Genomic DNA, 25,557 nt, shown 5'->3' with positions numbered 1-25,557 from the left:
GAGATACCCGGCAAACCCGCACGTGCGGGAGCCGACCTGTCGCCATTCGTGGCGGCCTTATAGCAAATCTTTATGGCATGTCGACTAGGCGCCAGAAAAAGACATTTGCAAAAGTCCGGATATTCCTTAGAATATGCGGCCTTTCGGGCACCTATGCCCGCTGTGCATTTAGATTTGCAGCACCGACTACAGGAACGATGTTCACATGCTAACAATCCGTCTTGCCCTTGGCGGCTCCAAAAAGCGCCCGTTTTACCACTTGACCGTTACCGATAGCCGTAACCCACGTGACGGTTCCCACAAGGAACAAATTGGCTTCTTCAACCCGGTTGCCCGTGGTCAGGAAGTTCGTTTCTCCATTAAAGAAGACCGCCTCGCCTACTGGTTGGGTGTTGGTGCACAAATGTCTGAGCGCGTTGCTCAGCTTGTGAAAGAAAACGCTAAGGCTGCGGCCTGAGCAATATGAGCGTGACGCCTGATCTTGCTGATGATTTGATCGTTATCGGCAAAATTTATTCAATTCACGGCGTTCGCGGCGAAGTGAAGGTTTATTCCTTTACGGATCCAATTGATAACCTGTTGGACTACAAAAAGCTGACGCTTCGGCGCGGTAATGAAGTACGACAGGCAGAGCTGGTCAGTGGCCGTTCTCATAACGGCAAGTTTCTGGTCGTGAAGCTCAAAGGTCTTGATGATCGTGACGAAGCTGGTCTTCTGCGCGAATTCGAGATCTGCGTGCCACGCAACCTGTTTCCTGAACTGACCGATGGCGAGTACTACTGGTACCAGCTGCAGGGTCTTAAAGTGACCAACCTCGAAGGGCAATTGCTCGGCAAGGTTGTTGATCTGATGGAAACTGGCTCGAACGATGTCATGGAAGTCAAACCTTGCCCAGGCAGCCTGGATGATCGTGATCGCTTGTTGCCCTATACAGAGCAATGTGTGTTGAGCATCGACCTGGAAGCTGGCGAGATGAAGGTGGATTGGGATGCGGACTTCTAAGCGTGGCTAAATTGCGCGTAGAAGTGATCAGTTTGTTTCCCGAAATGTTTTCCGCCATCAGCGACTACGGCATCACTAGTCGTGCGGTGAAACAAGGGCTGTTGCAGCTCACCTGTTGGAACCCGCGTGACTACACAACGGACCGGCATCACACTGTGGACGATCGCCCATTTGGCGGTGGTCCGGGCATGGTGATGAAGATCAAGCCTCTGGAAGATGCACTGGTTCAGGCCAGAGAAGCAGCCGGAGAGGCGGCGAAGGTAATTTACCTGTCGCCCCAAGGCCGTCAACTTAATCAGTCGGCGGTACGCGAACTGGCGAATGAGGAAGCATTAATCCTCATTGCAGGTCGCTATGAAGGCATTGACGAGCGTTTTATAGATGCTTATGTCGATGAAGAGTGGTCGATTGGTGACTATGTACTTTCCGGTGGCGAGCTGCCGGCGATGGTTCTGATTGATGCGGTTACACGACTGCTGCCTGGAGCTTTAGGGCATGCGGACTCCGCGGAGGAAGATTCCTTCACGGATGGTTTGCTGGATTGCCCGCACTACACCCGACCGGAGGTGTATGCGGATCAGCGTGTTCCCGACGTATTGCTTAGTGGCAATCATGCACATATCCGGCGTTGGCGTTTACAGCAGTCCCTTGGGCGGACCTTTGAACGACGCGCCGATCTTCTGGAAAGCCGCTCGCTTTCTGGAGAAGAGAAGAAGCTGCTCGAGGAATATATCCGCGAGCGGGACGATAGTTAACAACGTATCGATGGTAGATCAGACGATCTACCTTAGGAGCACAGCATGACTAACAAAATCATCCTTGCACTCGAAGCAGAGCAGATGACTAAAGAGATCCCTCCTTTTGCCCCGGGCGACACCATTGTCGTTCAGGTGAAAGTGAAGGAAGGCGATCGTTCGCGTCTGCAAGCTTTCGAAGGTGTAGTGATTGCCAAGCGTAACCGTGGCGTGAACAGTGCTTTCACTGTTCGTAAAATCTCCAACGGTGTTGGCGTAGAGCGTACTTTCCAGACCTACAGCCCGCAAATCGACAGCATGGCAGTCAAGCGTCGCGGTGACGTTCGTAAAGCCAAGCTGTACTACCTGCGTGACCTGTCCGGTAAAGCAGCTCGCATCAAGGAAAAACTGGCTTAAGTCCAGCTTCCCGATGCAGAAAAAAGCAGCCTTCGGGCTGCTTTTTTGTGCCTGAAATTTGTCAGTTTTTTGTTTGGTTGCAGGTAGTAAAATCATGGCTTCGCGTGAGCAAGAGATTCAACGTCGTACCGAATTGTCCGTAACCCGTATTACTAAAGCGGTATTCCCGTCCACCACCAATCATCACAACACCTTGTTCGGCGGCACTGCACTGGCCTGGATGGACGAGGTCTCGTTTATCGCCGCGACCCGTTTCTGCCGTTTGCCGCTGGTGACTGTGTCCACCGACCGGATCGACTTCAACCACCCGATTGCGGCCGGCTGCATAGTCGAGCTGATCGGGCGTGTGGTTAAAGTCGGCAATACCAGCCTCAAGGTTGAGGTTGAGGTGTATGTCGAAAGCATGAGCTGTGATGGTCGCGAGCTGGCGATCCAGGGCCTGTTCAGCTTTGTTGCCATTGATGATGACAAGCGCCCGGTACCGGTATTGCCAGGCTTTGCCCGGCAAGGCGAGTAATAACCAACACAGGTTGGAGCCAGCCTGGCTCCAACAGGCTAGGCGTCCTGCCTGATCAAGGCCAATAGCGTCCAGCCGGCTCCCGGCTTCAAATCGCTGTCTGGCGTCACCACATGCACCCAACTGTTGTGGTCGCGGGCAAACAGCAGTGTGGCGCGCTCGCCATGCAGGGCCTGGTAATCCTCCCAAGTGAAGTTTTCAGTCAGCTGAGTGCTGTATATCTCGGCACCGTTGTGCAGTTCACTGGCCAGTTGGGTATAGGTCAGGACCGGGTTGCCCAGTGATTGCCCGCGATGCTCATGACTGGCGCGATGTTTGTCGGTGCGGCGGATTTCCTGACCACTGGCCAATGTATACAGGCGCCTGGGGCCAAATTCATGGCGAAAGCGGATTGCGGCCAGGGTATTGAGCTCACCCGATGGCGACAGCGCAAGCAGGTGCCCGAGGCCCACCAGGTCCAGATGCACCTCGGCGTGTTGCGAGGCCGGGTTGCCAAAGTAGGTCGGCAGGTTCTCCATGCGCGCTGCGCGGATATTTTCCCAGTTGGAGTCGGTCAGCAATACGCGACTGCCCAGTTGTTGCAGGGCTTTGCCAATGGCCCGGGCCGGACCGTTGGCGCCGACGATCAGAAAGCCGCTGGGGGCTGGCTCGGCGACCTTGAGCAGGCGTGCCAGGGGGCGAGCAGTAGCACTCTGCAGCACAACGGTGCCAATGATCACGGCAAACGTCAGTGGCACCAGCAACAGCGCCCCTTCATGTCCGGCCTGATCCAGGCGAATTGCAAAAATGGCCGACACCGCCGCCGCAACAATGCCCCGCGGTGCGATCCAGGCCAGTAGCGTGCGCTCACGCCAGTTGAGTTTTGAGCCGAAAGTCGATAGCAGTACGTTCAGCGGGCGAGCAATGAATTGAATGATCAGCAGCAACACCAGCACCACGGGCCCCAGCGCGATCATGGCATGTAGGTCCAGGCGTGCCGCCAGCAAAATGAACAGGCCCGAAATCAGGAAAATACTCAGGTTTTCCTTGAAGTGCAGAATGTTGCGTACATCAACGCCCTTCATATTGGCCATCCATATGCCCATCAGCGTGACGGCCATCAGTCCAGACTCATGCATCACCGTATTGGAGGCAATGAATATGGCCAGCACTGTCGCCAGTGTGGCCAGGCTGTGCAGGTATTCGGGCAGCCATTGCCGGCGCAGGATATGCCCCATGACCCAGCCGCCCACGATGCCAAACAGGCTGCCGCACACAATCACTCCGCCAAAGGTCAGCAGGCTGTGGCTCAGGCCTTCGCCTGAAGCGCGGGTAATGATGAAGCTGTACACCACCACTGCCAGTAATGCGCCAATGGGGTCGATGACAATGCCTTCCCAGCGCAGGATATTGGCGATCGATGCCTTGGGTCGCACCACGCGCAGCATGGGCACAATCACCGTTGGCCCGGTAACCAGTGTCAGGGTGCCGAACAGCAGCGCCAGCAGCCAGTCAAAGCCCAGCAGCCAATGCGTGGCCAGGGTAATCACCGCCCAGGTCGAGAGGGCCCCGATGGTAACCAGGCGGCGCACTACGCTGCCTATTTCGCCCCATTCGGACAGGTGCAGGGTCAGGCTGCCTTCAAACAGGATCAGCGCCACTGACAGCGAAACCAGAGGCATCAGCAGAGGGCCGAACAGCTCTTGCGGATCAAGCCAGCCCAGAACGGGCCCTACGAGAATCCCGGTCAGGAGCAAAAACAGGATGGCTGGTAGTTTCAGGCGCCAGGCCAGCCACTGAGAGCCCAGGGCGGCGATGCCGATTCCTCCCAACGCCAGCAGAATCTGTTGTTCATTCATAAGGGGCTCCTGTGAGAACCTGTGGTTTATGGCATCAGCCGGCCATGAAAGACTAGCGGCCACTTTTGCAGTTCACTTTTTATTTATGCGCGGCCTGCGGGCTGCGCTTTTCGAGCGCCAATGCCTGCTATAGACAATCCACTTATCGACCGTTTCCTGGATGCCCTGTGGCTGGAAAAGGGGCTGTCGGACAACACCCGTGACGCTTATCGCAGCGATTTGGCGTTATTCAATGGCTGGTTGCAGGAGCGCGGTCTTGAGCTGGCCGGTGCCGGCCGCGAGCTGATTCTGGATCACTTGGCATGGCGTCTGGAGCAGGGTTACAAGCCTCGCTCCACAGCGCGTTTTCTTTCCGGAGCCCGTGGCTTCTATCGCTATTTATTGCGCGAAAAGCTGATTGCAGTCGATCCGACCTTGCAGGTCGATATGCCGCAGTTGGGCAGGCCGCTGCCCAAGTCCCTGTCAGAGGCGGATGTCGAGGCGTTGCTCGCCGCCCCGGATCTGGCAGAAGCCATTGGTCAGCGTGACCGGGCGATGCTCGAGGTGCTTTATGCCTGCGGCCTGCGGGTTACCGAGTTGATCAGCCTGACTCTGGAGCAGGTCAACCTGCGTCAAGGGGTGTTGCGGGTAATGGGCAAGGGCAGCAAGGAGCGGCTGGTGCCAATGGGGGAGGAGGCGATTGTCTGGGTTGAGCGCTACATGCGCGATGCCCGCCATGAGCTGCTGAACGGCCGCCCCAGCGATGTCATGTTCCCCAGTCAGCGCGGTGAGCAAATGACCCGTCAGACCTTCTGGCACCGTATCAAGCATCAGGCTCAAGTGGCCGGGATCGACAAATCCCTGTCGCCCCACACCTTGCGTCACGCCTTCGCGACCCACTTGCTCAACCATGGTGCCGATTTGCGGGTGGTGCAGATGCTGCTGGGCCATAGTGATCTGTCCACCACCCAGATTTACACCCATGTGGCGCGTGCCCGCCTGCAAGAAATGCATGCCCTTCATCACCCCCGGGGCTGAGCTGTTTATAGATGCTTGCGTCGGCTGGAGTCGGCCACGCAAGCCAACTGTGGTAGGCTTTGCCGGTTAATAAAGCGCGCCGCCGGAATCCTTTTTTTCAGATCGTGATTTTCCGGTTTGGCCGCTTGTCCGCCCTCAGGAGTTCCCATGCGCGTGACCCGAATTTTTGCCGCCGCAGCCATTGCGTTGGTCAGTACCTTTTCTTTTGCCGATAGCGGTGCCGAACAAGCGATTCGCAAGAGCCTGGAAACGCTGCAACTGGATGTTCCGGTCGAGAGCATCAGCGCCAGCCCAATGGCCGGCCTGTACGAAGTCAAGCTCAAGGGCAGTCGCGTGCTGTATGCCAGTGCCGATGGACAGTTCATCGTCCAGGGCTATATGTTTCAGCTCAAGGACGGCAAGCCGGTCAATCTGACCGAGCAGGCCGAACGCATTGGCGTCGCCAAGTTGATCAATGGTATCCCGGTGGCAGAAACCGTGGTTTACCCGGCAATCGGTGAAACCAAGTCGCATATCACGGTCTTTACCGACACCACTTGTCCGTACTGCCACAAATTGCACGCCGAAATCCCTGAACTGAACAAAATGGGGATTGAAGTGCGCTATGTTGCTTTCCCGCGTCAGGGCCTTGGCTCGCCGGGTGACAAGCAACTGCAGGCGGTCTGGTGTTCCACGGACAAGAAAGCTGCCATGGACAAGATGACGGATGGCAAGACGGTAGAGGCGCCTAAATGTGCCAATCCGGTTGCCAAACAGTTCGCCATGGGCCAGTCCATTGGTGTAAATGGTACGCCGGCGATTGTTTTGGCAGATGGCCAGGTCATTCCGGGCTATCAGCCTGCTGCGCAGGTTGGCAAGCTGGCACTCAGTGTTAAATAATCCTGCATCGTCACGGTAAGCCTTTGACGATCATGGCGGGGCGGTTCAGTGGCCCGGCTATTAATAGAGAACCGTGGCAATCCACGGTTGTTTTCCACGGCCGACCTTGAGTCGGCCGTTTTATGGGGAGTTCAGCGTGAATCCGGTCAAAGTAGGTATCTGTGGGCTCGGGACCGTCGGTGGCGGCACCTTCAACGTACTAAAGCGTAACGCCGAGGAGATTGCCCGCCGTGCCGGGCGTGGTATCCAGGTTGCGCAAATTGCCATGCGTACGCCAAACCCTCAGTGCGACATTACCGGTACCCCCATTACCAACGATGTATTCGCTGTTGCGACCAACCCTGAGATCGACATCGTTATCGAGCTGATTGGTGGTTACACCATCGCTCGCGAACTCGTACTCCTGGCCATCGAAAACGGCAAGCACGTGGTTACTGCCAACAAGGCGCTGATTGCGGTTCACGGCAACGAAATTTTTGCCCGGGCACAAGAGAAGGGCGTGATCGTTGCGTTCGAAGCGGCAGTTGCTGGCGGGATTCCGGTGATCAAGGCCATCCGTGAAGGCCTGTCGGCCAACCGCATCAACTGGGTTGCGGGCATCATCAACGGTACGGGCAACTTTATCCTCACCGAGATGCGTGAGAAGGGCCGCACCTTTGAAGACGTGCTGACTGAAGCCCAGGCCCTGGGTTACGCCGAAGCCGATCCGACGTTTGACGTCGAAGGCATCGACGCCGCACACAAATTGACGATTCTGGCTTCGATTGCGTTCGGCATCCCGCTGCAATTCGACAAGGCCTACACCGAAGGCATCACCAAGCTGACCACGGCTGACGTGAATTACGCCGAGGCGCTGGGCTATCGCATCAAGCACCTGGGTGTGGCACGCAGTACTGCCAGCGGTATCGAGTTGCGGGTGCACCCGACACTGATCCCGGCTGACCGTTTGCTTGCCAACGTCAACGGTGTAATGAACGCAGTCATGGTCAATGGTGACGCAGCAGGCTCAACCCTGTTCTACGGCGCCGGCGCCGGCATGGAGCCAACCGCTTCGTCGGTGGTGGCAGACTTGGTGGACGTGGTGCGTGCGATGACCTCCGATCCCGAGAATCGCGTCCCGCACCTGGCCTTCCAGCCGGATTCGCTGTCCGATCACCCGATTCTGCCAATCGAAGCCTGCGAAAGCGCTTATTACCTGCGCATCCAGGCCAAGGACCATCCGGGCGTACTGGCCCAGGTGGCCAGCATCTTGTCGGAGCGCGGGATCAACATCGAATCGATCATGCAGAAAGAAGTTGAAGAACATGACGGTCTGGTGCCGATGATTCTGCTGACCCACCGTGTGCTCGAGCAGCACATGAACGATGCGATCGCAGCGCTTGAAGCACTGCAGGGCGTTGTGGGTCCGGTGGTTCGCATCCGCGTTGAGCATCTTATTTAATTAAGCAGCGGCAAGCGCCAGGCTGCAGGCTGCAAGTCAAGCCAATGCGCTTTTACTTGCAGCTTGTCGCCAGACAGCTTGCCGCTCAAACCGAAGGTTTGAAACCATGCGCTATATCAGCACCCGTGGCCAGGCACCGGCCCTGAACTTTGAAGATGTCCTGCTGGCCGGTCTGGCCAGCGACGGCGGTTTGTACGTACCGGAAAACCTGCCGCGCTTTACCCAGGAAGAAATCGCTTCCTGGGCCGGCCTGCCGTATCACGAACTGGCTTTTCGGGTCATGCGCCCGTTTGTCACCGGCAGCATTCCTGACGCCGATTTCAAAAAGATTCTCGAAGAGACCTACGGCGCGTTTTCCCACGCAGCTGTAGCACCACTGCGCCAGCTCAATGGCAACGAGTGGGTCCTGGAGCTGTTCCATGGTCCTACGCTGGCGTTCAAGGACTTTGCCCTGCAACTGCTCGGACGCTTGCTCGACTATGTGCTGGAAAAACGTGGCGAGCGCGTGGTTATTGTCGGCGCTACTTCCGGAGACACCGGGTCTGCGGCCATTGAAGGCTGCAAGCACTGCGAAAACGTCGACATCTTTATCCTGCACCCCAACAACCGGGTGTCCGAGGTACAGCGTCGCCAGATGACCACGCTGTTCGGCGACAACATCCACAACATCGCCATCGAAGGCAACTTCGATGACTGCCAGGAGATGGTCAAGGCCAGCTTTGCCGATCAGGACTTCCTCAAGGGCACACGCCTGGTGGCAGTGAACTCGATCAACTGGGCGCGGATCATGGCCCAGATCGTTTACTACTTCCACGCAGCCCTGCAACTGGGCGGCCCGCACCGCTCGGTTTCGTTCTCGGTGCCTACCGGTAACTTCGGCGATATTTTTGCCGGCTACCTGGCGCGCAACATGGGTTTGCCGATCAATCAGTTGATCGTTGCCACCAACCGTAACGACATTCTGCACCGCTTCATGAGCGGCAATCAGTACGCCAAGGACACCCTGCACGCGACCCTGTCGCCGTCGATGGACATCATGGTGTCCTCCAACTTCGAACGCCTGCTGTTCGATCTGCACGGCCGTAATGGCGCGGCGGTTGCGGGTCTGATGGAAGCCTTCAAGCAAACCGGCAACTTCAGCGTTGAAGATGATCGCTGGACCGAAGCGCGTCGTTTGTTCGATTCGCTGGCAGTCGATGATGAGCAAACCTGCGAAACCATCGCCCAGGTGTTTGCCGAAACTGGCGAAGTGCTGGACCCGCATACCGCTATCGGGGTCAAGGCCGCCCGTGAGTGCCGTCGCAGCCTGGATATTCCGATGGTTATTCTGGGCACTGCGCATCCGGTCAAGTTTCCTGATGCGGTAGAAAAGGCCGGTGTCGGGAAGGCGCTTGAGCTACCAGCGCATCTTGCTGATCTGTTTGCGCGGGAAGAGCGCTACACCGTTCTGGCCAATGACTTGAAAGCCGTACAAGCTTTTGTCAGCCAGCATGGCAATCGCGGCAAGCCACTCTAAGTCTTGCGTATGTTGAAGCCCGTCATTTGACGGGCTTTTTTATTTGTGGCCGATAACGTGCTGCCGGCCCGGTCTGCCACCAAGAAGTTTCCTGTCGGTATTTAGGAATCATCCGATGTTTATTGCTGGCCATCCGCTCTAGAGTCGACTCCCCTGCGCCAAGTACGCGTTATGCTCCAAAGGCCCATGATGCGCTCCCTGAAAGTTTTGATTGTTGACGACAACCCTTTCCAGCTGATGTCGTTGCATCAGATGTTGAATGCCTATCACATATTCGATGTCCTGGCGGCTGACAACCTAGAGTCTGCCCGGGGCTCTCTGGCCAGGCGCGGGGCTATCGATGTGGCCATTTGTGATTTGTATCTGGAAGCCACCGACGCACTGCAGCTGATCCATGAAATGTCCGCCAAACCTGAGGCGCCGGCACTGATTTTTGTCGGCGGGGCCGAGTCCCATGTCCTGGAAAGTGCGGTAAGCACAGCCCGCAAGGATGGTCTCAGGGTGTTGGGATATTTGCCCAAGCCGGTGACTGTAACCGGCTTGGGGCTTTTGCTGGACTCCTATCAGCAGAGCCGCGCAGTGGCTGGGGCTTGATAGTGCGAATTGATTGCATATGCCGGGGAACCTTTCCCGCAGGCGCTATGTCAGATTCAGCATCAACAGGATCAAGCTTATTGCTCCGATGCTTGTAGCCTGTTGAGTGGGTCTTCATGACCTTGTTAAATCCCGGGTTGTCTCCCCACTGCCCGGGATTTTTTTTGTGCTTTTTTTGTCATTGCCCCTGGCCGTCCCGGGGTTCTGGCAGTCGCCGGTGTGGCCGGCCCCGGGGCATATCCCCGCCGGGGCGTGCAGTCCCTCATGGCCGATCAGCCAGTATGGCGTTGACTCTGCGAATGACTTCGCGCCCTTCAGGGGTATTGGTACAGCCGATGTAAATGGGCTGGTAGGCGGGGGCACCGAGGATGCGGTAGAAAATCAGCGACTCAGGATTGAGCCCTTGTTGTCTTGCCTTGGATTGAATCTCCGGCCAATAGCCCAGCAGTGCCTGAACCCGGCCGGCACTCTGCATGTGCAGCAAACTGCCCAGCGGATCGTTGCCGTAGTGGATGAAGAGCTGGTGTTTGCGGCCCTGTGACACTTGAGCATCAATCCATGGTCCGTAGCTGCGCTTGGCGATGACGCCGAGCTTCAAGGTTTGAGCGTCGAGCATGGCCGTCAGGTCTACCGCCTTGTCGCGGACAAAGGGCTCAATCAGTTTTTGATCTTCGCGTCGAATCACCAGGCCATTGCCATGCAAGCCGATGACCGGGCTGGAATAGACAATTGAGTGGGCGCGCCTGGGGTTCCATACCAGTGCCGGGTCGCAGGCCAGCGAAGCTTCTTCGAGCATCCGAATGGCCCGGGCCCGATTGACCGGCAAGATGACGTGCTGATATTGCGGCATGCCTGTCATCAATGCGGGCATCAGCTGGTCAATCAGCCCCTGACCTTTTTGCGGGCCATCGCGCACCGTCAATGGCGGCAGATCGCGCATCAACCAGATGAGCTTTGGTGCCGCCAGAGTCTCTGGGGGCCAGGCAAGCAATGCCAGCGTGACCAGACCTGCGCAAATGCCGCGCCACTTTGAGTGCCGGGTCATGGTGCTGATCTTTTCCCGTAGCAACTAACAATCACCGGTCAAATGGCACCTGCCAGCTTGAGCTCAGCGATGGCTGCAGCGTCGTAGCCCAAACCGCTCAGCACTTCATGATTGTGTGCACCCAGCTCCGGGCCCACCCAGTCGGCGGAACCCGGGGTCTCGGATAGCCGCGGTACGATCCCCGGCATCTTGAAGTCTTTACCGTCAGGCAGTTTGGCTTGCAGAAACATTTCACGGGCCAGAAATTGCGGGTCGGTGAACATGTCTTCTGCCGAAAAAATGCGACTGGCCGGGACCTGGGCAGAGCTCAGTTGCTCGAGCACGGTCTGCAGCGGCAATGAGGCCACCCAGCGATCAATCACGCCGTACAGCTCGTCACGGCGGGCGTCGCGTCCGTCGTTGCCGGCAAGTTCAGGGTCATTGGCCAGGTCATCTCGGCCGATGATGAGCATGAACCGTTTGAAGATGGCATCGCCGTTGGCGCCAATTTGTACGTGCTTGCCGTCCTGGCTGGTGTGGATCGAGGAGGGGGTAATGCCGGGCATGATATTGCCGGTGCGCTCGCGAATAAAACCGAACACATCGAACTCGGGCACCATGCTTTCCATCATTGCGAAAATCGCCTCGTACAGTGCGACGTCAACCACTTGCCCCTGGCCGCCGTTAACCTCGCGATGACGCAACGCCATCAGGGCGCCAATCACACCCCACAGCGCGGCAATCGAGTCACCAATGGAAATGCCGGTACGTACCGGAGGGCGATCCTCAAAGCCGGTGATATACCGCAGCCCGCCCATGGATTCACCGACGGCACCAAACCCCGGCTGGTCTTTCATCGGCCCTGTCTGGCCAAAGCCCGAGAGGCGCACCATCACCAGCTTCGGGTTCAGGGCATGCAGTACATCCCAGCCCAGGCCGAGTTTTTCCAGAACCCCGGGGCGGAAGTTCTCGATCAGGATATCGGCGTCTGCCAGCAATGCCTTGAGCACGTTGAGGCCGTCAGGATGCTTGAGGTTCAAGGTCAGGGATTTTTTGTTGCGGGCCTGGACGAACCACCACAACGAGGTACCTTCGTACAGCTTGCGCCATTTGCGCAGCGGATCACCGCCGTCGGGGGATTCAACCTTGATCACCTGGGCGCCAAATTCGGCGCAGATGCGCGACGCAAAAGGCCCCGCTATCAGGGTACCCAGTTCGACGACTTTGAGGCCTGAAAGGGGTTTGGTGGCGAGTGGCATGGGTAGTCCTTGTCCAGGGCGAGCGAGTAGAGCCTTTTAACATAGGTGGCAGCACCTGTCTTATCTGTGCGTTTAGCCCTCTTGCACAAGCGTGCCCTTACAGTTGAATTGAGCGCAGGCGGGGGTGTATCGGTTAGACTTGGCGCCTTTCTCCGTATCAAGAAGCCCGTTCATGGCCCAGCCGTCCACGACTTACAAGTTTGAACTGAATCTCACCGATCTCGATCGCGGGGTGTATGAAAGCGTCAAGCAGACCATCGCCCGTCACCCGTCTGAAACTGAAGAGCGCATGACCGTGCGTCTTCTGGCGTATGCCTTCTGGTACAACGAGCAGCTGGCTTTTGGTCGTGGTCTTTCGGATGTCGACGAGCCGGCACTGTGGGAAAAAAGCCTGGACGACCGCGTTCTGCACTGGATCGAAGTCGGCCAGCCCGATGCCGATCGTCTGACCTGGTGTTCGCGCCGTACTGAACGCACCAGTCTGCTGGCCTATGGCAGCCTGCGCGTTTGGGAAGGCAAAGTGATCCCGGCCATCAAGAACCTGAAGAACGTCAATATCGCGGCCGTTCCGCAAGAGATTCTTGAAGTCCTGGCCAAAGACATGCCGCGCGTTATCAAGTGGGACGTGATGATCAGCGAAGGCACGATTTTCGTGACCGACGATCGCGGCCAGCACGAAGTCCAGTTGCAGTGGCTGCAGGGCGATCGCGGTTAACAGAGCACATGAAAACTGCTGCGCTCGACAATACTGCGTTAAAGGCAGGCCCGGACTGCTCATTTACACCCCGTAAACTGCGCGTCCTCGCCTGCTTTTGCCTTGTCTTGCCTTCGCTCGCGACGTTTTCAAGCGACCTGTACAAGTACATTTTTCAATAAGAGCCTCCATCCAGCTTATGCGCATCGAACCTCGTCCACTGCCCGAAATCCTGCCTTTTCTGGGCGAAATGCCGACATTGCTGACGCGTCTTTACGCCGCCCGTGGCGTGCAGTCGCAAGCGGAACTGGACAAGAGCCTGGCGCGGCTGATTCCGTATCAGCAGCTCAAGGGCATCGATGCCGCCGTGGATTTGCTGGTGGTGGCCCTTGAACAGCGCCAGCGCATCCTGATAGTCGGAGACTTTGACGCCGACGGCGCCACGGCCAGTACCGTCGGCATGCTCGGTTTGCGTCTGCTGGGCGCGGCCCATGTCGATTACCTGGTGCCTAACCGTTTCGAATATGGCTACGGCCTGACCCCGGAAATCGTCAAAGTTGCATTGACCCGCACGCCACAGTTGCTGATCACCGTCGACAACGGCATTTCCAGTATCGAGGGTGTGGCAGCGGCGAAAGAGGCCGGGTTGAGCGTTCTGGTCACCGACCACCACTTGCCGGGCAACGAGCTGCCGGCGGCTGATGCCATCGTCAATCCCAACCAGCCGGGCTGCGAGTTTCCGAGCAAGGCACTGGCGGGTGTCGGGGTGATCTTCTATGTGCTGATCGCTTTGCGTGCTCGCCTTAACACTCTGGGCTGGTATCAAAACAGCAAGGCGCCAAACATTGCCGAGCTGCTGGACCTGGTGGCCCTGGGCAGCGTGGCGGACGTGGTGCCGCTGGACGCCAACAACCGGATTCTGGTGCATCAGGGGCTCGAACGCATTCGGGCCGGGCGTGCGCGGCCGGGGCTCAAGGCCATTCTTGAAGTGGCCAAGCGTGACCACTCGCGTATTACCTCCACCGATCTTGGATTTATTCTTGGGCCGCGCCTGAATGCCGCCGGTCGTCTGGACGACATGAGCCTGGGTATCGAATGCCTGCTAACCGACGACGCCAATGCCGCGCGGGAAATGGCCGCGCAGCTCGACGAAATGAACCAGGATCGCAAGTCCATTGAGCAAGGCATGCAGCGTGAAGCGCTGGCCCAACTCAAGGAGCTGCCGGTTGAAAGCATGCCGTTTGGTTTGTGCCTGTTCGATCCGGAGTGGCACCAGGGGGTGATCGGGATTCTGGCTTCGCGCCTCAAGGAGCGTTACTTCCGCCCGACGTTCGCGTTTGCCGATGCGGGTGACGGCATGCTCAAGGGCTCCGGTCGTTCGGTGGCGGGCTTTCATATTCGCGATGCGCTCAGCGTGGTGGCTGCCCAGCACCCGGACTTGATCAGTAAATACGGCGGCCACGCCATGGCCGCAGGCCTGACCCTGCCCGAGGCGAACTTCGCGGTGTTTTCCCGTGCGTTCGATGCCGAAGTGCGGCGTCAACTGCGTGAAGAAGACCTGACGGGGCGATTGATGTCGGACGGCAGTCTGGCGGTAGAAGAGTTCCATCTGGAACTGGCGCGGGCCCTGCGCAATGCCGGGCCATGGGGGCAGCACTTCCCCGAGCCGCTGTTTCATGGGGTGTTTCAGTTGGTGGAGCAGCGAATTGTCGGGGAGCGCCACTTGAAAGTGGTGCTCAAAACCGAGTGCGGCAGCGTCAAGCTGGACGGCATTGCCTTCGGAGTTGACCGCGAAGTGTGGCCGAATCCGACCATTCGCTGGGTTGAACTGGCCTATAAACTCGACCTCAACGAATTTCGCGGCAACGAAACCGTACAACTGATGATTGCCCACATCGAACCGCGTTAACCCCGGCGCTCAACCCTTGCGGGAGCTGGCAAGCCAGCTCCCGCAATCTGTACAAAAGATGAACCCCACCTCTTGCAGGGTTGTCGACTAGGCTCTAGGTACGCTTGTTCCCTGGAGCCTGCCCACTGTCATTAGAGGTGACCCATGAGTCTGCTGCTAGAGCCCTATACCCTGCGTCAACTGACCCTTCTCAACCGCATTGCGGTCTCGCCAATGTGTCAATACTCCAGCGTTGACGGGCTGGCCAATGACTGGCATCTGGTGCATCTGGGTAGCCGTGCTGTTGGCGGCGCCGGTCTGGTTTTTACTGAAGCTGTGGCGGTAACCCCTGACGGGCGTATCACCGCGCAGGACCTTGGCTTGTGGAACGACGAACAGATCGAGCCCCTGCAGCGCATTACCCGCTTTATCCGGGCCCAGGGTGCCGTGGCCGGTATTCAGCTGGCCCATGCCGGGCGCAAGGCCAGCACCTATCGTCCCTGGCTGGGCAAGCAGGGCAGCGTCAAAGTGGAAGAGGGCGGCTGGGTGCCGGTCGGTCCTTCGCCCATAGCCTTTGACCCGCGGCACACTGCCCCGACCCAGCTCGACGAAGCCCAGATCAACGACCTGATTCAAGCCTTTGTCGATGCCGCCAGGCGGGCACTTGTGGCTGGTTTCTCGGTGGTTGAAATTCACGCTGCCCATGGCTACCTGCTGCATCAATTCCTGTCCCCGCTGAGCAATCAACGGCGCGACCAGTACGGTGGCTCCTTCGACAACCGTATTCGCCTGGTGCTGCAAGTCACCAAGGCCGTACGTGACATCTGGCCTGAAGAGCTGCCGCTGTTTGTCCGGGTATCGGCGACCGACTGGGTGGAAGATGGCTGGAACCCGGACGAAACCGTGGAGCTGGCGCTGCGCCTCAAAGCGCTGGGGGTCGATCTGGTGGATGTGTCTTCGGGGGGCACCGCCGCCAATGCCGAGATCCCGGTCGGGCCGGGGTATCAAACCCGTTTTGCCGAGCGTGTACGCAAAGAGGCAGGCATCGCCACCGGCACTGTAGGCATGATTACCGAGCCGGCTCAGGCAGAACATATTCTGCGTACCGGTCAGGCCGATTTGATCCTGCTGGCCCGCGAGCTATTGCGTGACCCCTACTGGCCGCTGCACGCCGACGATGATCTGGGCGGCCAGAAGGCGATTTGGCCAGCCCAGTACCAGCGTGCCACTCACCGCGACCAACCGATACACGAGTCGGATCTGCGTGACTGAGTTTCTCCCCTGCCACCCATTTACGAGAGGTGTTTAATGAATACGCGTGGATTGCTCGATCAGTTGCTCAAGTCCGGTCAACAGATGTTGCAGAATAAAACCGCGGGGCAAAGTACCCCCTCCGGCTCAGACAAAGGTGGACTGGGCGGCCTGCTGGGAGGCTCCGGCGGGTTGGGCGGGTTGCTTTCAGGTGCCGGTGGCGGTGCGCTGGCGGCAGGCGTGCTGGGGATGTTGCTGGGCAACAAGAGTGCCCGCAAATATGGCGGGCAGGCCCTGAGCTATGGCGGTCTGGCCGCGTTGGGGGTACTGGCCTACAAAGCCTACGGCAACTGGCAGGCCAACCAGGGTACGGCGCCGCAAACAGAACCGCAGACGATCGACCGGGTAGCGCCCCAGCAGGTAGAGCAACACAGCCAGGCGATTCTCAAGGCGCTGGTTGCAGCGGCCAAAGCTGATGGTCATATCGACGAGCGTGAGCGCCAGCTGATTGATGGCGAGTTCAGCAAGCTGGACGGTGACCCGGCCCTGCAGCAATGGCTGAAAACCGAAATTGACAAGCCACTGGACCCGGCTGAAGTGGCGAGTGCTGCCAGCACCCCGGAAATCGCTGCCGAAATGTACATCGCCAGCCTGCTGCTGGTGGATGAAGAGAGCTTTATGGAAAAGGCCTATCTGCAAGAACTGGCCAAGCAACTCAAGCTCGATCCGGGCCTGAAGGCTGAGCTGGAGTCCCAGGTTAAACAGGCGGCGGAGTAACCCTTTACTGCAGGAGCGGGCATTTTCAAATGCCGCACAGCTCGCGATCAAGCTCGCTCCTGCAGCTTTATGAATATTTTTGCAGATTGCTGTGAGATCAGTCTCAGCGCCCATACGAATCCTCGCGTACCCTCGGCTATACTCCCCATCATTTGAATGGCTCCCCGAGGATTGACTGTGAAGAACTGGACGTTGCGCCAACGCATTTTGGCGAGCTTTGCGGTAATCATCGCCATCATGTTGTTGATGGTCGTCGCGGCTTATTCTCGCCTGCTTTCAATCGAAAGCAGCGAAGAGACAGTCCGGGCCGACTCGATTCCCGGGGTCTATTACAGCTCGATGATTCGCAGTGCCTGGGTGGACAGTTACGTCTTGACCCTGCAACTGGTGGGCTCGTCCAACCAGCGCGACCTGAACAATGAAGACCGCAAACTGTACGCCAGCTACGAAGAACGCCTGAAGCTTGAGCTGGAGAACTATCGCGGCACCATTTTCGATAAAAACGATCGCGCCGCGTTCGATGAGTTTGAGCGGCTGCATCAGCAATACGCGCAGATTCTGGCGAACGTGCTTGAGCTGTACCAGGCCAAGCAATTCGCCCAGGCCCATACCATGGTCACCGAGCAATTGGCGCCGGCCTGGATGGCTGGACGCAAACAGCTCAACAGCGTAATTGACGCCAATCGCTCCTCGGCTTCCGAAGCCACCGAAAACATTGCTCATTCAGTCATGACCGCCAAAGTCAGCATGCTGGTCTCGCTGCTGATTGCCGTACTCGCCGCCGCCCTCTGCGGCTATCTGTTGCTACAAGCGATCATGTCGCCCATGAAACGTATTGTTTCGATTCTGGAAGTGATGCGTTCCGGTGACCTGAGTTCGCGCCTGAACCTGGAGCGTAAAGACGAGTTCGGCGCGGTAGAAACCGGCTTCAACGACATGATGACCGAGCTGACCTCTTTGGTGTCACAAGCCCAGCGCTCCTCGGTACAGGTCACCACCTCGGTCACCGAAATTGCCGCGACCTCCAAGCAGCAACAAGCCACCGCGACTGAAACTGCGGCCACCACCACGGAAATTGGCGCGACTTCCCGCGAAATCGCAGCCACTTCCCGTGATCTGGTACGCACCATGACCGAAGTCACCTCGGCTGCCGATCAGGCGTCGATCCTGGCCGGCTCCGGGCAGCAGGGTCTGGCCCGCATGGAAGAAACCATGCATCAGGTCATGGGCGCCGCCGATCTGGTCAACGCCAAACTGGCGATCCTTAACGAGAAGGCCGGCAACATTAACCAGGTGGTAGTGACCATTGTTAAAGTGGCCGACCAGACCAACCTGTTGTCTCTGAACGCTGCCATCGAAGCAGAGAAGGCCGGTGAGTATGGCCGTGGCTTCGCCGTGGTCGCCACTGAAGTCCGCCGCTTGGCCGATCAGACCGCCGTGGCCACTTACGATATCGAACAGATGGTGCGCGAGATTCAGTCAGCGGTCTCGGCTGGCGTAATGGGCATGGACAAATTTTCGGAAGAAGTCCGCCGCGGCATGTTCGAAGTGACCCAGGTGGGTGAGCAGCTATCGCAGATCATCCATCAGGTTCAAGCGTTGGCCCCGCGGGTGCTGATGGTCAATGAGGGCATGCAGGCCCAGGCCACAGGCGCGGAGCAGATCAACCTTGCACTGGTACAACTGGGGGATGCCAGCAGCCAGACCGTCGAGTCTCTGCGTCAGGCCAGCTTTGCGATCGATGAGCTCAGCCAGGTTGCCGTCGGGCTGCGCAGCGGCGTTTCGCGTTTTAAAGTCTGATGAGCGATCCTCGGGCCAAATCCAGCGGTGGGGGAGCGCCGAACAATCGCCTGTTCCTGGTGTTTCATATCGGCGATGAACGTTATGCCTTGCCGGCCACCGATGTGGTCGAAGTGCTGCCGCTTCTCCCGCTAAAACCTATTGCCCATGCCCCGGCATGGGTGGCTGGCGTGTTTACCCATCGCGGGCAGGTGGTGCCGGTGATCGATATCAGCGCCATGACGTTCGGCCAGGCCGCTGTGGCCCGCACCAGCACCCGGCTGGTGCTGGTCAACTATCGCGGGCAAGTACTGGGTTTGATGCTTGAGCAGGCCAGCGACACGTTGCGCTGCAACCCCGCGGACTTTCAGCCCTATGGCCTGGATAACCGCGATGCGCCGTATCTGGGCCCGGTGCGCAGTGACCAGCATGGGCTTGTGCAATGGATCAGTATCGATGAACTGCTGAGCCCGGCGGTTTCTGCGCTGATCTTCGCCGCGCACCCGGATGACACCGGCCCACAGGTGTACCCATGAATGCCGATCAGCGGTTTTTCGATTTTTTGAAGAAATGCATCGGTCTGGATGTGGCTTCAGTAGGTCCGGCCATCATCGAACGTGCTGTTCGTCAGCGCTGCATGGCGTTGAACATGCTTGACCATGATGATTACTGGCAGCGTTTGATCAGCTCCCAGGATGAACAGCAAGCCCTGATCGAATCGGTGATCGTGCCCGAAACCTGGTTCTTCCGTTACCCCGAATCATTTTCCACCCTGGGGCGCCTGGCCAGAAAGCGCCTGGCCGAAATCGGCAGTCGCCGGACCCTGCGTATCTTGAGCCTGCCCTGTTCAACCGGTGAAGAGCCCTATTCGATTGCAATGGCGCTGTTTGATGCCGGTTTTGCCGCGTATCAATTCAAGGTGGACGCGCTGGATGTCAGCCCGCTTTCGGTGCAGCGGGCTCAGTCTGCGCGGTACGGAAAAAACTCATTTCGCGGGCAGCAAACGGATTTTCGCGAGCGCTATTTCAGCCTTGTGGACGACGCTTATCAACTGTCGAGCAGGGTCTGCGAGCAGGTCAGTTTTCACGTCGGTAACTTGCTGGACCCGGCCCTGCTGGCCAGTTACCCACCCTATGATTTTGTATTTTGTCGCAACCTGCTGATCTATTTCGACCTTAAAACCCAGCAGCAGGCACTGGATGTGCTCAAGCAATTGACCCGTACCGATGGCGTGCTGTTTATCGGTCCGGCCGAGGGCAGCCTGCTGGGCCGGATGGGCATGCGCTCGATCGGTGCGCCGCAGTCGTTTGCTTTTTGCCATAGCCACGAGCCATTACCCGCGGCCCGCCCGGTGCTGGCCGAATTCAAGCCGCTGGTCCGTCCGCAACCGCCAGCGGCGCCACCGGTCATCCGACCATTTGCCCCGCGCCCCCAGTCCTTGGCACCGCGCCAAACGGACTCGCAGGCTGCTGAGCCCAAGGCCCTGCTTGAACAAATTGCGCTGCTGGCCAATGCCGGCAAGAGCAGCGAGGCCCGTGCTGCCTGCGAGCAATTACTGCAATTGCATGGCCCGCAGGCCCAGGGCTATTACTGGCTGGGTTTGCTCAGTGACGTCCAGGGCCAGACGGCTCAGGCCCAGGGGTTTTATCGCAAGGCGTTGTACCTGGAGCCCCAGCATGCAGAAGCCCTGGCACACCTGGCGGCCTTGCTGGCCTCACAGGGTGATGTAACAGGCGCTCAACGCTTGCAGGAGCGCGCGGCCCGTAATGAGCGATCCGTTCACAGTGAGCGTAAACAATGAGCGGTTTAACAGCCCAGAACTTGATCCACTCCGAAGCGCAGGACATTGATGACTGCTGGAACCGTATCGGCATCTTCGGCGATAAATCCTGTGCGCTGCTGGCTGAACATATCCATTGTCGTAACTGTTCGGTGTATTCGGCTGCGGCCACCCGCTTGCTGGACCGCTACTCGTTTGAGCAGGAACATGTGGCCCAATACTCCCCCCGGGAGCTTGAGCGAAAAGTGGCGACCCGCTCGCTGATGATTTTTCGTCTGGGGGATGAATGGCTGGGACTGGCGACGCGCTATCTGGATGAAGTGGCCCCGCTGCAGTCGATCCATTCACTGCCGCACCAGCGTTCACGTGCGCTGTTGGGGGTAGCCAATGTGCGCGGCGCCCTGGTGCCCTGTTTGTCCCTGGTCGAGCTACTGGGCCTGGACCCGACATTGGCGGGGCCGGCATCGCTGCGGATCATGCCGCGCATGCTGATCCTGGCCGCACAAGGCGGGGCAGTGGTATTGCCAGTGGATGAAGTGGATGGCATCCACAACATTGAAGAGTCTGTTTTGAATGGCGCGTCACTCTCGGGCGAGCAGGCCAGTGCCAAGTACACCCGTGGCGTATTGCTGTGGAAAACCCGCAGCCTGCGCTTGCTGGACGAAGAGCAATTACTGGGCGCGATCGCCCGGAGCCTGACATGACCCCCGAGCAAATGCGTGACGCCTCGTTGCTTGAGTTGTTCAGTCTTGAGGCCGAGGCCCAGACCCAGGTCCTGAATGCCGGCCTGTTGGCGCTGGAGCGTAACCCGACTCAGGCCGACCAGCTCGAAGCCTGCATGCGCGCGGCCCACTCCCTCAAGGGGGCGGCGAGAATTGTCGGCGTGGATGCCGGGGTCAGCGTTTCCCATGTCATGGAGGATTGCCTGGTCAGTGCCCAGGAAGGCCGTCTGTACCTGCAGCCCGAGCATATTGATGCCTTGTTGCAGGGCACTGACTTGTTGATGCGTATTGCCACACCAGGCAGTGCCAACGTCGGCCCGGCCGACATTGATGCCTATGTCGGGCTGATGAACCGCTTGCTTGATGGCGGCGACAGCCATGTCTCGGTGGCGCCCCCGGCGTTCGACGTGTCGCAGCTGTTGCTGCCCCCGGAGCCGGCCGTGCCTGTGGTTGAGCTGGCGCTCGAGGCTGACACCGCTCCGGAGCCTGGTCTTCGGTCCCGGCGCCGTACTGATACTGGCGAACGGGTGTTGCGGGTCACCGCCGAGCGGCTCAACAGTTTGCTCGATCTGTCCAGCAAGTCATTGGTCGAAACCCAGCGGCTCAAGCCTTATCTGGTGACGTTGCAGCGCCTCAAGCGCATGCAAAACAGCGGTCTGAAAGCATTGGACAACCTGCGCGACCAGCTCAAGGTGCTGGATCTGAGCCATGAAGCGCAAGAGGCCTTGTCTGATGCACGGCGGATACTGGCTGAGTCCCAGCATTTGCTGAGTGAACAGACTGCCGAACTCGACGAATTTGGCTGGCAGGCCGGCCAGCGCGCGCAATCGCTGTACGACACCGCGCTGGCGTGCCGCATGCGGCCATTTGCCGATGTGCTGGTCGGTCAGGAGCGCATGGTCCGTGATTTGGGGCGCGCCCTGGGCAAACAGATCCGCCTTGAAATCGATGGCGAGAAAACCCAGGTCGACCGTGATGTACTGGAAAAACTCGAAGCGCCGCTCATCCATTTGCTGCGCAATGCCGTCGATCACGGGATAGAAACGCCGGAACAGCGGCTGCTGGCTGGCAAACCTGCCGAAGGCCTGATTCGTTTGCGCATCTCCCATCAGGCGGGTTTGCTGGCGCTGCAGTTGAGTGATGACGGCGCCGGTGTTGATCTTGAGCGTTTACGCCAGACCATCGTCGAGCGCCAGTTGTCGACGGCTTCCACCGTGGCACAGCTGAGCGAAGAGGAACTGCTGGCCTTTCTCTTTCTGCCGGGCTTCAGCCTGCGCGACACCGTGACCGAAGTCTCCGGACGCGGCGTCGGGCTGGATGCGGTGCAACACATGGTGCGCCTGCTGCGGGGCGCAATCGTCCTGGAGCAGGCTTCGGGGCAGGGCAGTCGTTTCAGTCTGGAAGTGCCGCTGACCCTGTCCGTGGTACGCAGTCTGGTGGTTGAAGTGGCCGACGAAGCCTATGCCTTTCCACTGGCGCACATCGAGCGCATGCGCGACTTGATGCCCGATGAAATCGTGCAGCTCGAAGGTCGTCAGCATTTCTGGCACGAAGGGCAGCACGTGGGGCTGGTGGCTGCCAGCCAACTGTTGCAGCGCCCTCCAAGCCAGAGCGAGGATGAAACCCTCAAGGTGGTGGTCATTCGCGAGCGTGATGTGGTGTATGGCGTGGCCGTCGAGCGTTTTATCGGTGAGCGCACGCTGGTGGTTCTGCCCCTCGATCCGCGCCTGGGCAAGGTGCAGGATATTTCGGCCGGAGCCTTGCTCGACGACGGGTCTGCGGTACTGATTGTGGATGTCGAAGACATGCTGCGATCCGTGGACAAACTGCTCAGTACCGGGCGACTGGAGCGAATTGACCGGCGTAACCGCCACGCCGCGCAACTGACCCGCAAACGCATTCTGGTGGTGGATGACTCGCTGACGGTACGCGAGTTGCAGCGCAAACTGCTGATCAACCGGGGCTACGAAGTGGCCGTGGCCGTTGATGGCATGGACGGCTGGAACGCCTTGCGGGCCGAGCACTTCGATTTATTGATCACCGACATCGACATGCCGCGCATGGATGGCATCGAACTGGTCACGCTGTTACGACGTGACAACCGTTTGCAATCAATGCCGGTGATGGTGGTTTCGTATAAAGATCGGGAAGAGGACCGCCGGCGCGGACTGGATGCCGGGGCCGACTATTATCTAGCGAAAGCCAGTTTCCATGACGATGCTCTGCTTGATGCAGTGGTTGAGCTCATTGGAGGAGCTCAACCATGAAAATTGCCATCGTTAACGACATGCCCATGGCAGTTGAAGCCTTGCGCCGGGCGCTGGCTTACGAGCCTGCCCATCAAGTGCTCTGGGTGGCCGCCAACGGCCTGGAAGCCGTGCAACGCTGTGCCGAGAACACCCCGGACCTGATCCTGATGGACCTGATCATGCCGGTGATGGACGGCGTCGAGGCTACGCGGCGGATCATGGCTGAAACCCCGTGCGCCATCGTCATAGTGACGGTTGACCGTGAACAGAATGTCCATCGCGTGTTCGAGGCCATGGGTTTTGGCGCGATGGATGTAGTGGACACTCCCGTGCTGGGAGGAAGTAACCCCAGGGAAGCGGCCGCGCCCTTGCTGCGCAAGATCCTCAATATTGGCTGGTTGATCGGGCAAAGTGAAAAAAGCGTCACTCCGGTTTCTGCCCAGCCCCGGATCTCGGGTTTTCGGGGCGGGCTGGTGGCTATCGGTTCGTCGGCAGGCGGCCCGGCCGCCCTCGAAAGCCTGCTCAAGGGGCTACCGAGGAACTTTGCGGCGGCCATTGTGCTGGTCCAGCATGTTGATCAAGTCTTTGCGGCCGGGATGGCCGAGTGGTTGAGCAGCTCGTGCGGTCTGGACGTGCGTCTGGCGCGACACGGTGAGACGCCACAGGCGGGGACGGCTCTGCTGGCCGGGACCAACCACCACATCCGGTTGTTGAAGAACGGCACCCTGGCCTATACCGCCGAGCCGGTAAACGAGATTTATCGACCCTCGATCGATGTATTTTTTGAAAGTGTTGCCAGGCACTGGCATGGTGATGCGGTGGGTGTTTTGTTGACCGGCATGGGGCGTGACGGGGCTCAAGGGCTCAAACTCATGCGCCAGCAAGGTTTTCTCACCATCGCCCAGGATCAACTGAGCAGTTCGGTGTATGGCATGCCCAAAGCGGCAGCCGCCATCGATGCCGCGGTTGAAATTCGCCCCTTGGACATGATTGCGCCACGCTTGCTGGAGATATTTGCCAAATGACTGGTAAAACCCCGCTGGACTGGCTTGAAGGTGGTAATTCAGGTGAACGCGCATGAGTGACTTGCAGTTGGACGACGTTAAAACTGACGAAAACTCGGCCATGGTGTTGCTGGTAGACGATCAGGCGATGATCGGCGAAGCCGTACGTCGCGGGCTGGCGCTGGAGCAGAACATAGATTTCCATTTCTGTGCCGATCCCCATCAGGCCATTGCCCAGGCGATCCGCATCAAGCCGACGGTGATCCTGCAGGATCTGGTCATGCCGGGGCTTGATGGCTTGACCCTGGTGCGCGAATACCGCAACCACCCGGCCACGCAGAATATCCCGATCATCGTGCTTTCCACCAAAGAAGACCCGTTGATCAAAAGTGCGGCCTTCGCGGCCGGGGCCAATGACTATCTGGTGAAACTGCCCGATAACATTGAGCTGGTGGCCCGTATTCGCTACCACTCGCGCTCTTACATGACGTTGTTGCAACGTGATGCTGCATACCGGGCGTTGCGGGTCAGTCAGCAGCAATTGCTGGATACCAATCTGGTATTGCAGCGGCTGATGAACTCCGACGGCCTGACCGGGCTGTCCAATCGCCGGCATTTCGATGAGTACCTGGAGCTGGAGTGGCGCCGCGCCTTGCGTGAGCAGACCCAGCTGTCCTTGTTGATGATCGACGTCGACTATTTCAAGTCCTATAACGATAGCTTCGGTCATCTGGATGGCGACGAAGCATTGCGCAAAGTGGCCGCGGCCATTCGCGATGCCAGTAGCCGTCCTTCCGACTTGCCGGCCCGCTATGGGGGTGAAGAGTTTGCCATTGTGTTGCCCAACACCTCCCAGGGCGGTGCCCGGCTGGTGGCGGAAAAACTGCGCCAGGCGGTGCAGGGGCTAAAAATCCCGCATATTTCACCTGCTCCCGGCAGCAGCCTGACCATCAGCATTGGCCTGGCGACCCTTACCCCGCAGCAGGGCGGCACCTGCCGTGAGCTGATTTCCGCAGCGGACAAAGGGCTGTACCTGGCCAAGAACAACGGACGTAACCAGGTAGGAATCTCGTAGTCGCTGCCGCAGGCTGCCAAGGGTTGCGTAGCAACCCGTTTCCTTGAGGCCCCCCGCGGCCTCGTCGCAGCCCGACAGCGACTACAGATGATCCAGAGCT

Annotated in this window: 24 protein-coding genes; 21 read left to right on the top strand and 3 right to left on the bottom strand. The window is 58.7% G+C overall.

The window, feature by feature from the left end; genetic code table 11:
* The first annotated feature begins 205 nt into the window (after positions 1-205).
* The 5 genes from rpsP to WG29040_RS08835 all read left to right on the top strand — a co-directional run bounded on the left by rpsP (position 206) and on the right by WG29040_RS08835 (position 2,670).
* Positions 206-457, top strand: a complete 252-nt coding sequence (rpsP, locus tag WG29040_RS08855) for a 30S ribosomal protein S16 (RefSeq protein WP_003440261.1) — start codon at positions 206-208, stop codon at positions 455-457.
* 5 nt (positions 458-462) lie between these two features.
* On the top strand, positions 463-1,002 hold the full coding sequence (gene rimM, locus WG29040_RS08850; protein ID WP_003440264.1) for a ribosome maturation factor RimM: 540 nt from the start codon (positions 463-465) through the stop codon (positions 1,000-1,002).
* Between the two features lie 2 nt (positions 1,003-1,004).
* Entirely contained in the window at positions 1,005-1,757 is a 753-nt protein-coding gene (gene trmD / locus WG29040_RS08845; protein WP_003440270.1) for a tRNA (guanosine(37)-N1)-methyltransferase TrmD, read from the top strand.
* Between the two features lie 45 nt (positions 1,758-1,802).
* Positions 1,803-2,153: a 50S ribosomal protein L19 gene (rplS, locus tag WG29040_RS08840; RefSeq protein ID WP_003440273.1), complete on the top strand. Its 351-nt coding sequence runs from the start codon at positions 1,803-1,805 to the stop codon at positions 2,151-2,153.
* 94 nt (positions 2,154-2,247) lie between these two features.
* Positions 2,248-2,670, top strand: coding sequence for an acyl-CoA thioesterase (locus tag WG29040_RS08835; RefSeq protein WP_003440275.1), 423 nt, complete (start codon positions 2,248-2,250; stop codon positions 2,668-2,670).
* A gap of 38 nt (positions 2,671-2,708) precedes the next feature.
* On the opposite strand, the gene WG29040_RS08830 is transcribed toward WG29040_RS08835, so the two are convergent.
* Entirely contained in the window at positions 2,709-4,508 is a 1,800-nt protein-coding gene (locus tag WG29040_RS08830; protein ID WP_010655981.1) for a sodium:proton antiporter, read from the bottom strand.
* A 120-nt stretch (positions 4,509-4,628) separates the two neighbouring features.
* On the opposite strand from WG29040_RS08830, the gene xerD reads away from it, so the two are divergent.
* From xerD to WG29040_RS08805, 5 genes are all read left to right on the top strand, one after another.
* On the top strand, positions 4,629-5,525 hold the full coding sequence (gene xerD, locus WG29040_RS08825; RefSeq protein WP_003440282.1) for a site-specific tyrosine recombinase XerD: 897 nt from the start codon (positions 4,629-4,631) through the stop codon (positions 5,523-5,525).
* A 147-nt stretch (positions 5,526-5,672) separates the two neighbouring features.
* Positions 5,673-6,404, top strand: a complete 732-nt coding sequence (locus tag WG29040_RS08820; RefSeq protein ID WP_003440287.1) for a thioredoxin fold domain-containing protein — start codon at positions 5,673-5,675, stop codon at positions 6,402-6,404.
* A gap of 136 nt (positions 6,405-6,540) precedes the next feature.
* The gene (locus WG29040_RS08815; RefSeq protein ID WP_003440289.1) at positions 6,541-7,845 is read left to right on the top strand and encodes a homoserine dehydrogenase; all 1,305 of its coding nucleotides are present in this window, start codon (positions 6,541-6,543) and stop codon (positions 7,843-7,845) included.
* A 106-nt stretch (positions 7,846-7,951) separates the two neighbouring features.
* Positions 7,952-9,361 (top strand): threonine synthase, encoded by a 1,410-nt coding sequence (thrC, locus tag WG29040_RS08810; protein WP_003440291.1) that lies wholly within the window; start codon positions 7,952-7,954, stop codon positions 9,359-9,361.
* Positions 9,362-9,532: 171 nt separating this feature from the next.
* Positions 9,533-9,955: a response regulator gene (locus WG29040_RS08805; RefSeq protein WP_256681534.1), complete on the top strand. Its 423-nt coding sequence runs from the start codon at positions 9,533-9,535 to the stop codon at positions 9,953-9,955.
* A gap of 262 nt (positions 9,956-10,217) precedes the next feature.
* On the opposite strand, the gene WG29040_RS08800 is transcribed toward WG29040_RS08805, so the two are convergent.
* Together WG29040_RS08800 and WG29040_RS08795 are read right to left on the bottom strand one after the other, a co-directional pair.
* Complete coding sequence (locus WG29040_RS08800; protein ID WP_003440294.1) at positions 10,218-11,000, bottom strand: TIGR02285 family protein; 783 nt, start codon at positions 10,998-11,000, stop codon at positions 10,218-10,220.
* A gap of 38 nt (positions 11,001-11,038) precedes the next feature.
* A complete protein-coding gene (locus WG29040_RS08795) occupies positions 11,039-12,238 on the bottom strand; it encodes a CaiB/BaiF CoA-transferase family protein (protein ID WP_003440296.1) in 1,200 nt (399 codons plus the stop codon).
* Positions 12,239-12,410: 172 nt separating this feature from the next.
* On the opposite strand from WG29040_RS08795, the gene WG29040_RS08790 reads away from it, so the two are divergent.
* The 11 genes from WG29040_RS08790 to WG29040_RS08740 all read left to right on the top strand — a co-directional run bounded on the left by WG29040_RS08790 (position 12,411) and on the right by WG29040_RS08740 (position 25,457).
* Complete coding sequence (locus WG29040_RS08790; RefSeq protein WP_003440298.1) at positions 12,411-12,953, top strand: YaeQ family protein; 543 nt, start codon at positions 12,411-12,413, stop codon at positions 12,951-12,953.
* A gap of 178 nt (positions 12,954-13,131) precedes the next feature.
* The gene (gene recJ / locus WG29040_RS08785) at positions 13,132-14,841 is read left to right on the top strand and encodes a single-stranded-DNA-specific exonuclease RecJ (RefSeq protein WP_127196024.1); all 1,710 of its coding nucleotides are present in this window, start codon (positions 13,132-13,134) and stop codon (positions 14,839-14,841) included.
* Positions 14,842-14,985: 144 nt separating this feature from the next.
* On the top strand, positions 14,986-16,092 hold the full coding sequence (locus WG29040_RS08780) for an NADH:flavin oxidoreductase/NADH oxidase (RefSeq protein ID WP_003440303.1): 1,107 nt from the start codon (positions 14,986-14,988) through the stop codon (positions 16,090-16,092).
* A 36-nt stretch (positions 16,093-16,128) separates the two neighbouring features.
* Positions 16,129-16,848, top strand: coding sequence for a tellurite resistance TerB family protein (locus WG29040_RS08775; RefSeq protein ID WP_010655980.1), 720 nt, complete (start codon positions 16,129-16,131; stop codon positions 16,846-16,848).
* A 177-nt stretch (positions 16,849-17,025) separates the two neighbouring features.
* Positions 17,026-18,648: a methyl-accepting chemotaxis protein gene (locus tag WG29040_RS08770; protein WP_127196023.1), complete on the top strand. Its 1,623-nt coding sequence runs from the start codon at positions 17,026-17,028 to the stop codon at positions 18,646-18,648.
* Positions 18,648-19,163, top strand: a complete 516-nt coding sequence (locus tag WG29040_RS08765) for a chemotaxis protein CheW (protein ID WP_003440313.1) — start codon at positions 18,648-18,650, stop codon at positions 19,161-19,163. Before WG29040_RS08770 ends, WG29040_RS08765 begins: the two co-directional genes overlap by 1 nt.
* A complete protein-coding gene (locus tag WG29040_RS08760) occupies positions 19,160-20,428 on the top strand; it encodes a protein-glutamate O-methyltransferase CheR (RefSeq protein ID WP_127196022.1) in 1,269 nt (422 codons plus the stop codon). Before WG29040_RS08765 ends, WG29040_RS08760 begins: the two co-directional genes overlap by 4 nt.
* On the top strand, positions 20,425-21,111 hold the full coding sequence (locus tag WG29040_RS08755) for a chemotaxis protein CheW (RefSeq protein ID WP_003440318.1): 687 nt from the start codon (positions 20,425-20,427) through the stop codon (positions 21,109-21,111). Before WG29040_RS08760 ends, WG29040_RS08755 begins: the two co-directional genes overlap by 4 nt.
* Complete coding sequence (locus tag WG29040_RS08750) at positions 21,108-23,396, top strand: hybrid sensor histidine kinase/response regulator (protein WP_127196021.1); 2,289 nt, start codon at positions 21,108-21,110, stop codon at positions 23,394-23,396. The genes WG29040_RS08755 and WG29040_RS08750 overlap by 4 nt, the downstream gene beginning before the upstream one ends.
* Entirely contained in the window at positions 23,393-24,403 is a 1,011-nt protein-coding gene (locus tag WG29040_RS08745; RefSeq protein WP_003440321.1) for a chemotaxis response regulator protein-glutamate methylesterase, read from the top strand. The genes WG29040_RS08750 and WG29040_RS08745 overlap by 4 nt, the downstream gene beginning before the upstream one ends.
* A gap of 52 nt (positions 24,404-24,455) precedes the next feature.
* The gene (locus WG29040_RS08740; RefSeq protein WP_127196020.1) at positions 24,456-25,457 is read left to right on the top strand and encodes a PleD family two-component system response regulator; all 1,002 of its coding nucleotides are present in this window, start codon (positions 24,456-24,458) and stop codon (positions 25,455-25,457) included.
* The last annotated feature ends 100 nt before the right edge of the window (positions 25,458-25,557 follow it).

The organism is Pseudomonas sp. PAMC 29040 (genome assembly GCF_003994535.1).
Taxonomy (GTDB): Bacteria; Pseudomonadota; Gammaproteobacteria; order Pseudomonadales; family Pseudomonadaceae; genus Aquipseudomonas; species Aquipseudomonas paraversuta.
This window is presented reverse-complemented; position numbering and strand designations above follow the sequence as displayed.

What these genes read in the sequence shown, in the direction of transcription:
- WG29040_RS08805 (WP_256681534.1), top strand. Translation starts at nt 9,533, where the DNA reads ATGCTCCAAAGGCCCATGATGCGCTCCCTGAAAGTTTTGATTGTTGAC.
- WG29040_RS08745 (WP_003440321.1), top strand. Translation starts at nt 23,393, where the DNA reads ATGAAAATTGCCATCGTTAACGACATGCCCATGGCAGTTGAAGCCTTG.
- WG29040_RS08775 (WP_010655980.1), top strand. Translation starts at nt 16,129, where the DNA reads ATGAATACGCGTGGATTGCTCGATCAGTTGCTCAAGTCCGGTCAACAG.
- WG29040_RS08765 (WP_003440313.1), top strand. Translation starts at nt 18,648, where the DNA reads ATGAGCGATCCTCGGGCCAAATCCAGCGGTGGGGGAGCGCCGAACAAT.
- WG29040_RS08750 (WP_127196021.1), top strand. Translation starts at nt 21,108, where the DNA reads ATGACCCCCGAGCAAATGCGTGACGCCTCGTTGCTTGAGTTGTTCAGT.
- rimM (WP_003440264.1), top strand. Translation starts at nt 463, where the DNA reads ATGAGCGTGACGCCTGATCTTGCTGATGATTTGATCGTTATCGGCAAA.
- rplS (WP_003440273.1), top strand. Translation starts at nt 1,803, where the DNA reads ATGACTAACAAAATCATCCTTGCACTCGAAGCAGAGCAGATGACTAAA.
- rpsP (WP_003440261.1), top strand. Translation starts at nt 206, where the DNA reads ATGCTAACAATCCGTCTTGCCCTTGGCGGCTCCAAAAAGCGCCCGTTT.
- WG29040_RS08790 (WP_003440298.1), top strand. Translation starts at nt 12,411, where the DNA reads ATGGCCCAGCCGTCCACGACTTACAAGTTTGAACTGAATCTCACCGAT.
- WG29040_RS08830 (WP_010655981.1), bottom strand. Translation starts at nt 4,508, where the DNA reads ATGAATGAACAACAGATTCTGCTGGCGTTGGGAGGAATCGGCATCGCC.
- WG29040_RS08740 (WP_127196020.1), top strand. Translation starts at nt 24,456, where the DNA reads ATGAGTGACTTGCAGTTGGACGACGTTAAAACTGACGAAAACTCGGCC.
- WG29040_RS08760 (WP_127196022.1), top strand. Translation starts at nt 19,160, where the DNA reads ATGAATGCCGATCAGCGGTTTTTCGATTTTTTGAAGAAATGCATCGGT.
- WG29040_RS08755 (WP_003440318.1), top strand. Translation starts at nt 20,425, where the DNA reads ATGAGCGGTTTAACAGCCCAGAACTTGATCCACTCCGAAGCGCAGGAC.
- xerD (WP_003440282.1), top strand. Translation starts at nt 4,629, where the DNA reads ATGCCTGCTATAGACAATCCACTTATCGACCGTTTCCTGGATGCCCTG.
- recJ (WP_127196024.1), top strand. Translation starts at nt 13,132, where the DNA reads ATGCGCATCGAACCTCGTCCACTGCCCGAAATCCTGCCTTTTCTGGGC.
- WG29040_RS08800 (WP_003440294.1), bottom strand. Translation starts at nt 11,000, where the DNA reads ATGACCCGGCACTCAAAGTGGCGCGGCATTTGCGCAGGTCTGGTCACG.
- WG29040_RS08780 (WP_003440303.1), top strand. Translation starts at nt 14,986, where the DNA reads ATGAGTCTGCTGCTAGAGCCCTATACCCTGCGTCAACTGACCCTTCTC.
- WG29040_RS08795 (WP_003440296.1), bottom strand. Translation starts at nt 12,238, where the DNA reads ATGCCACTCGCCACCAAACCCCTTTCAGGCCTCAAAGTCGTCGAACTG.
- WG29040_RS08820 (WP_003440287.1), top strand. Translation starts at nt 5,673, where the DNA reads ATGCGCGTGACCCGAATTTTTGCCGCCGCAGCCATTGCGTTGGTCAGT.
- thrC (WP_003440291.1), top strand. Translation starts at nt 7,952, where the DNA reads ATGCGCTATATCAGCACCCGTGGCCAGGCACCGGCCCTGAACTTTGAA.
- WG29040_RS08835 (WP_003440275.1), top strand. Translation starts at nt 2,248, where the DNA reads ATGGCTTCGCGTGAGCAAGAGATTCAACGTCGTACCGAATTGTCCGTA.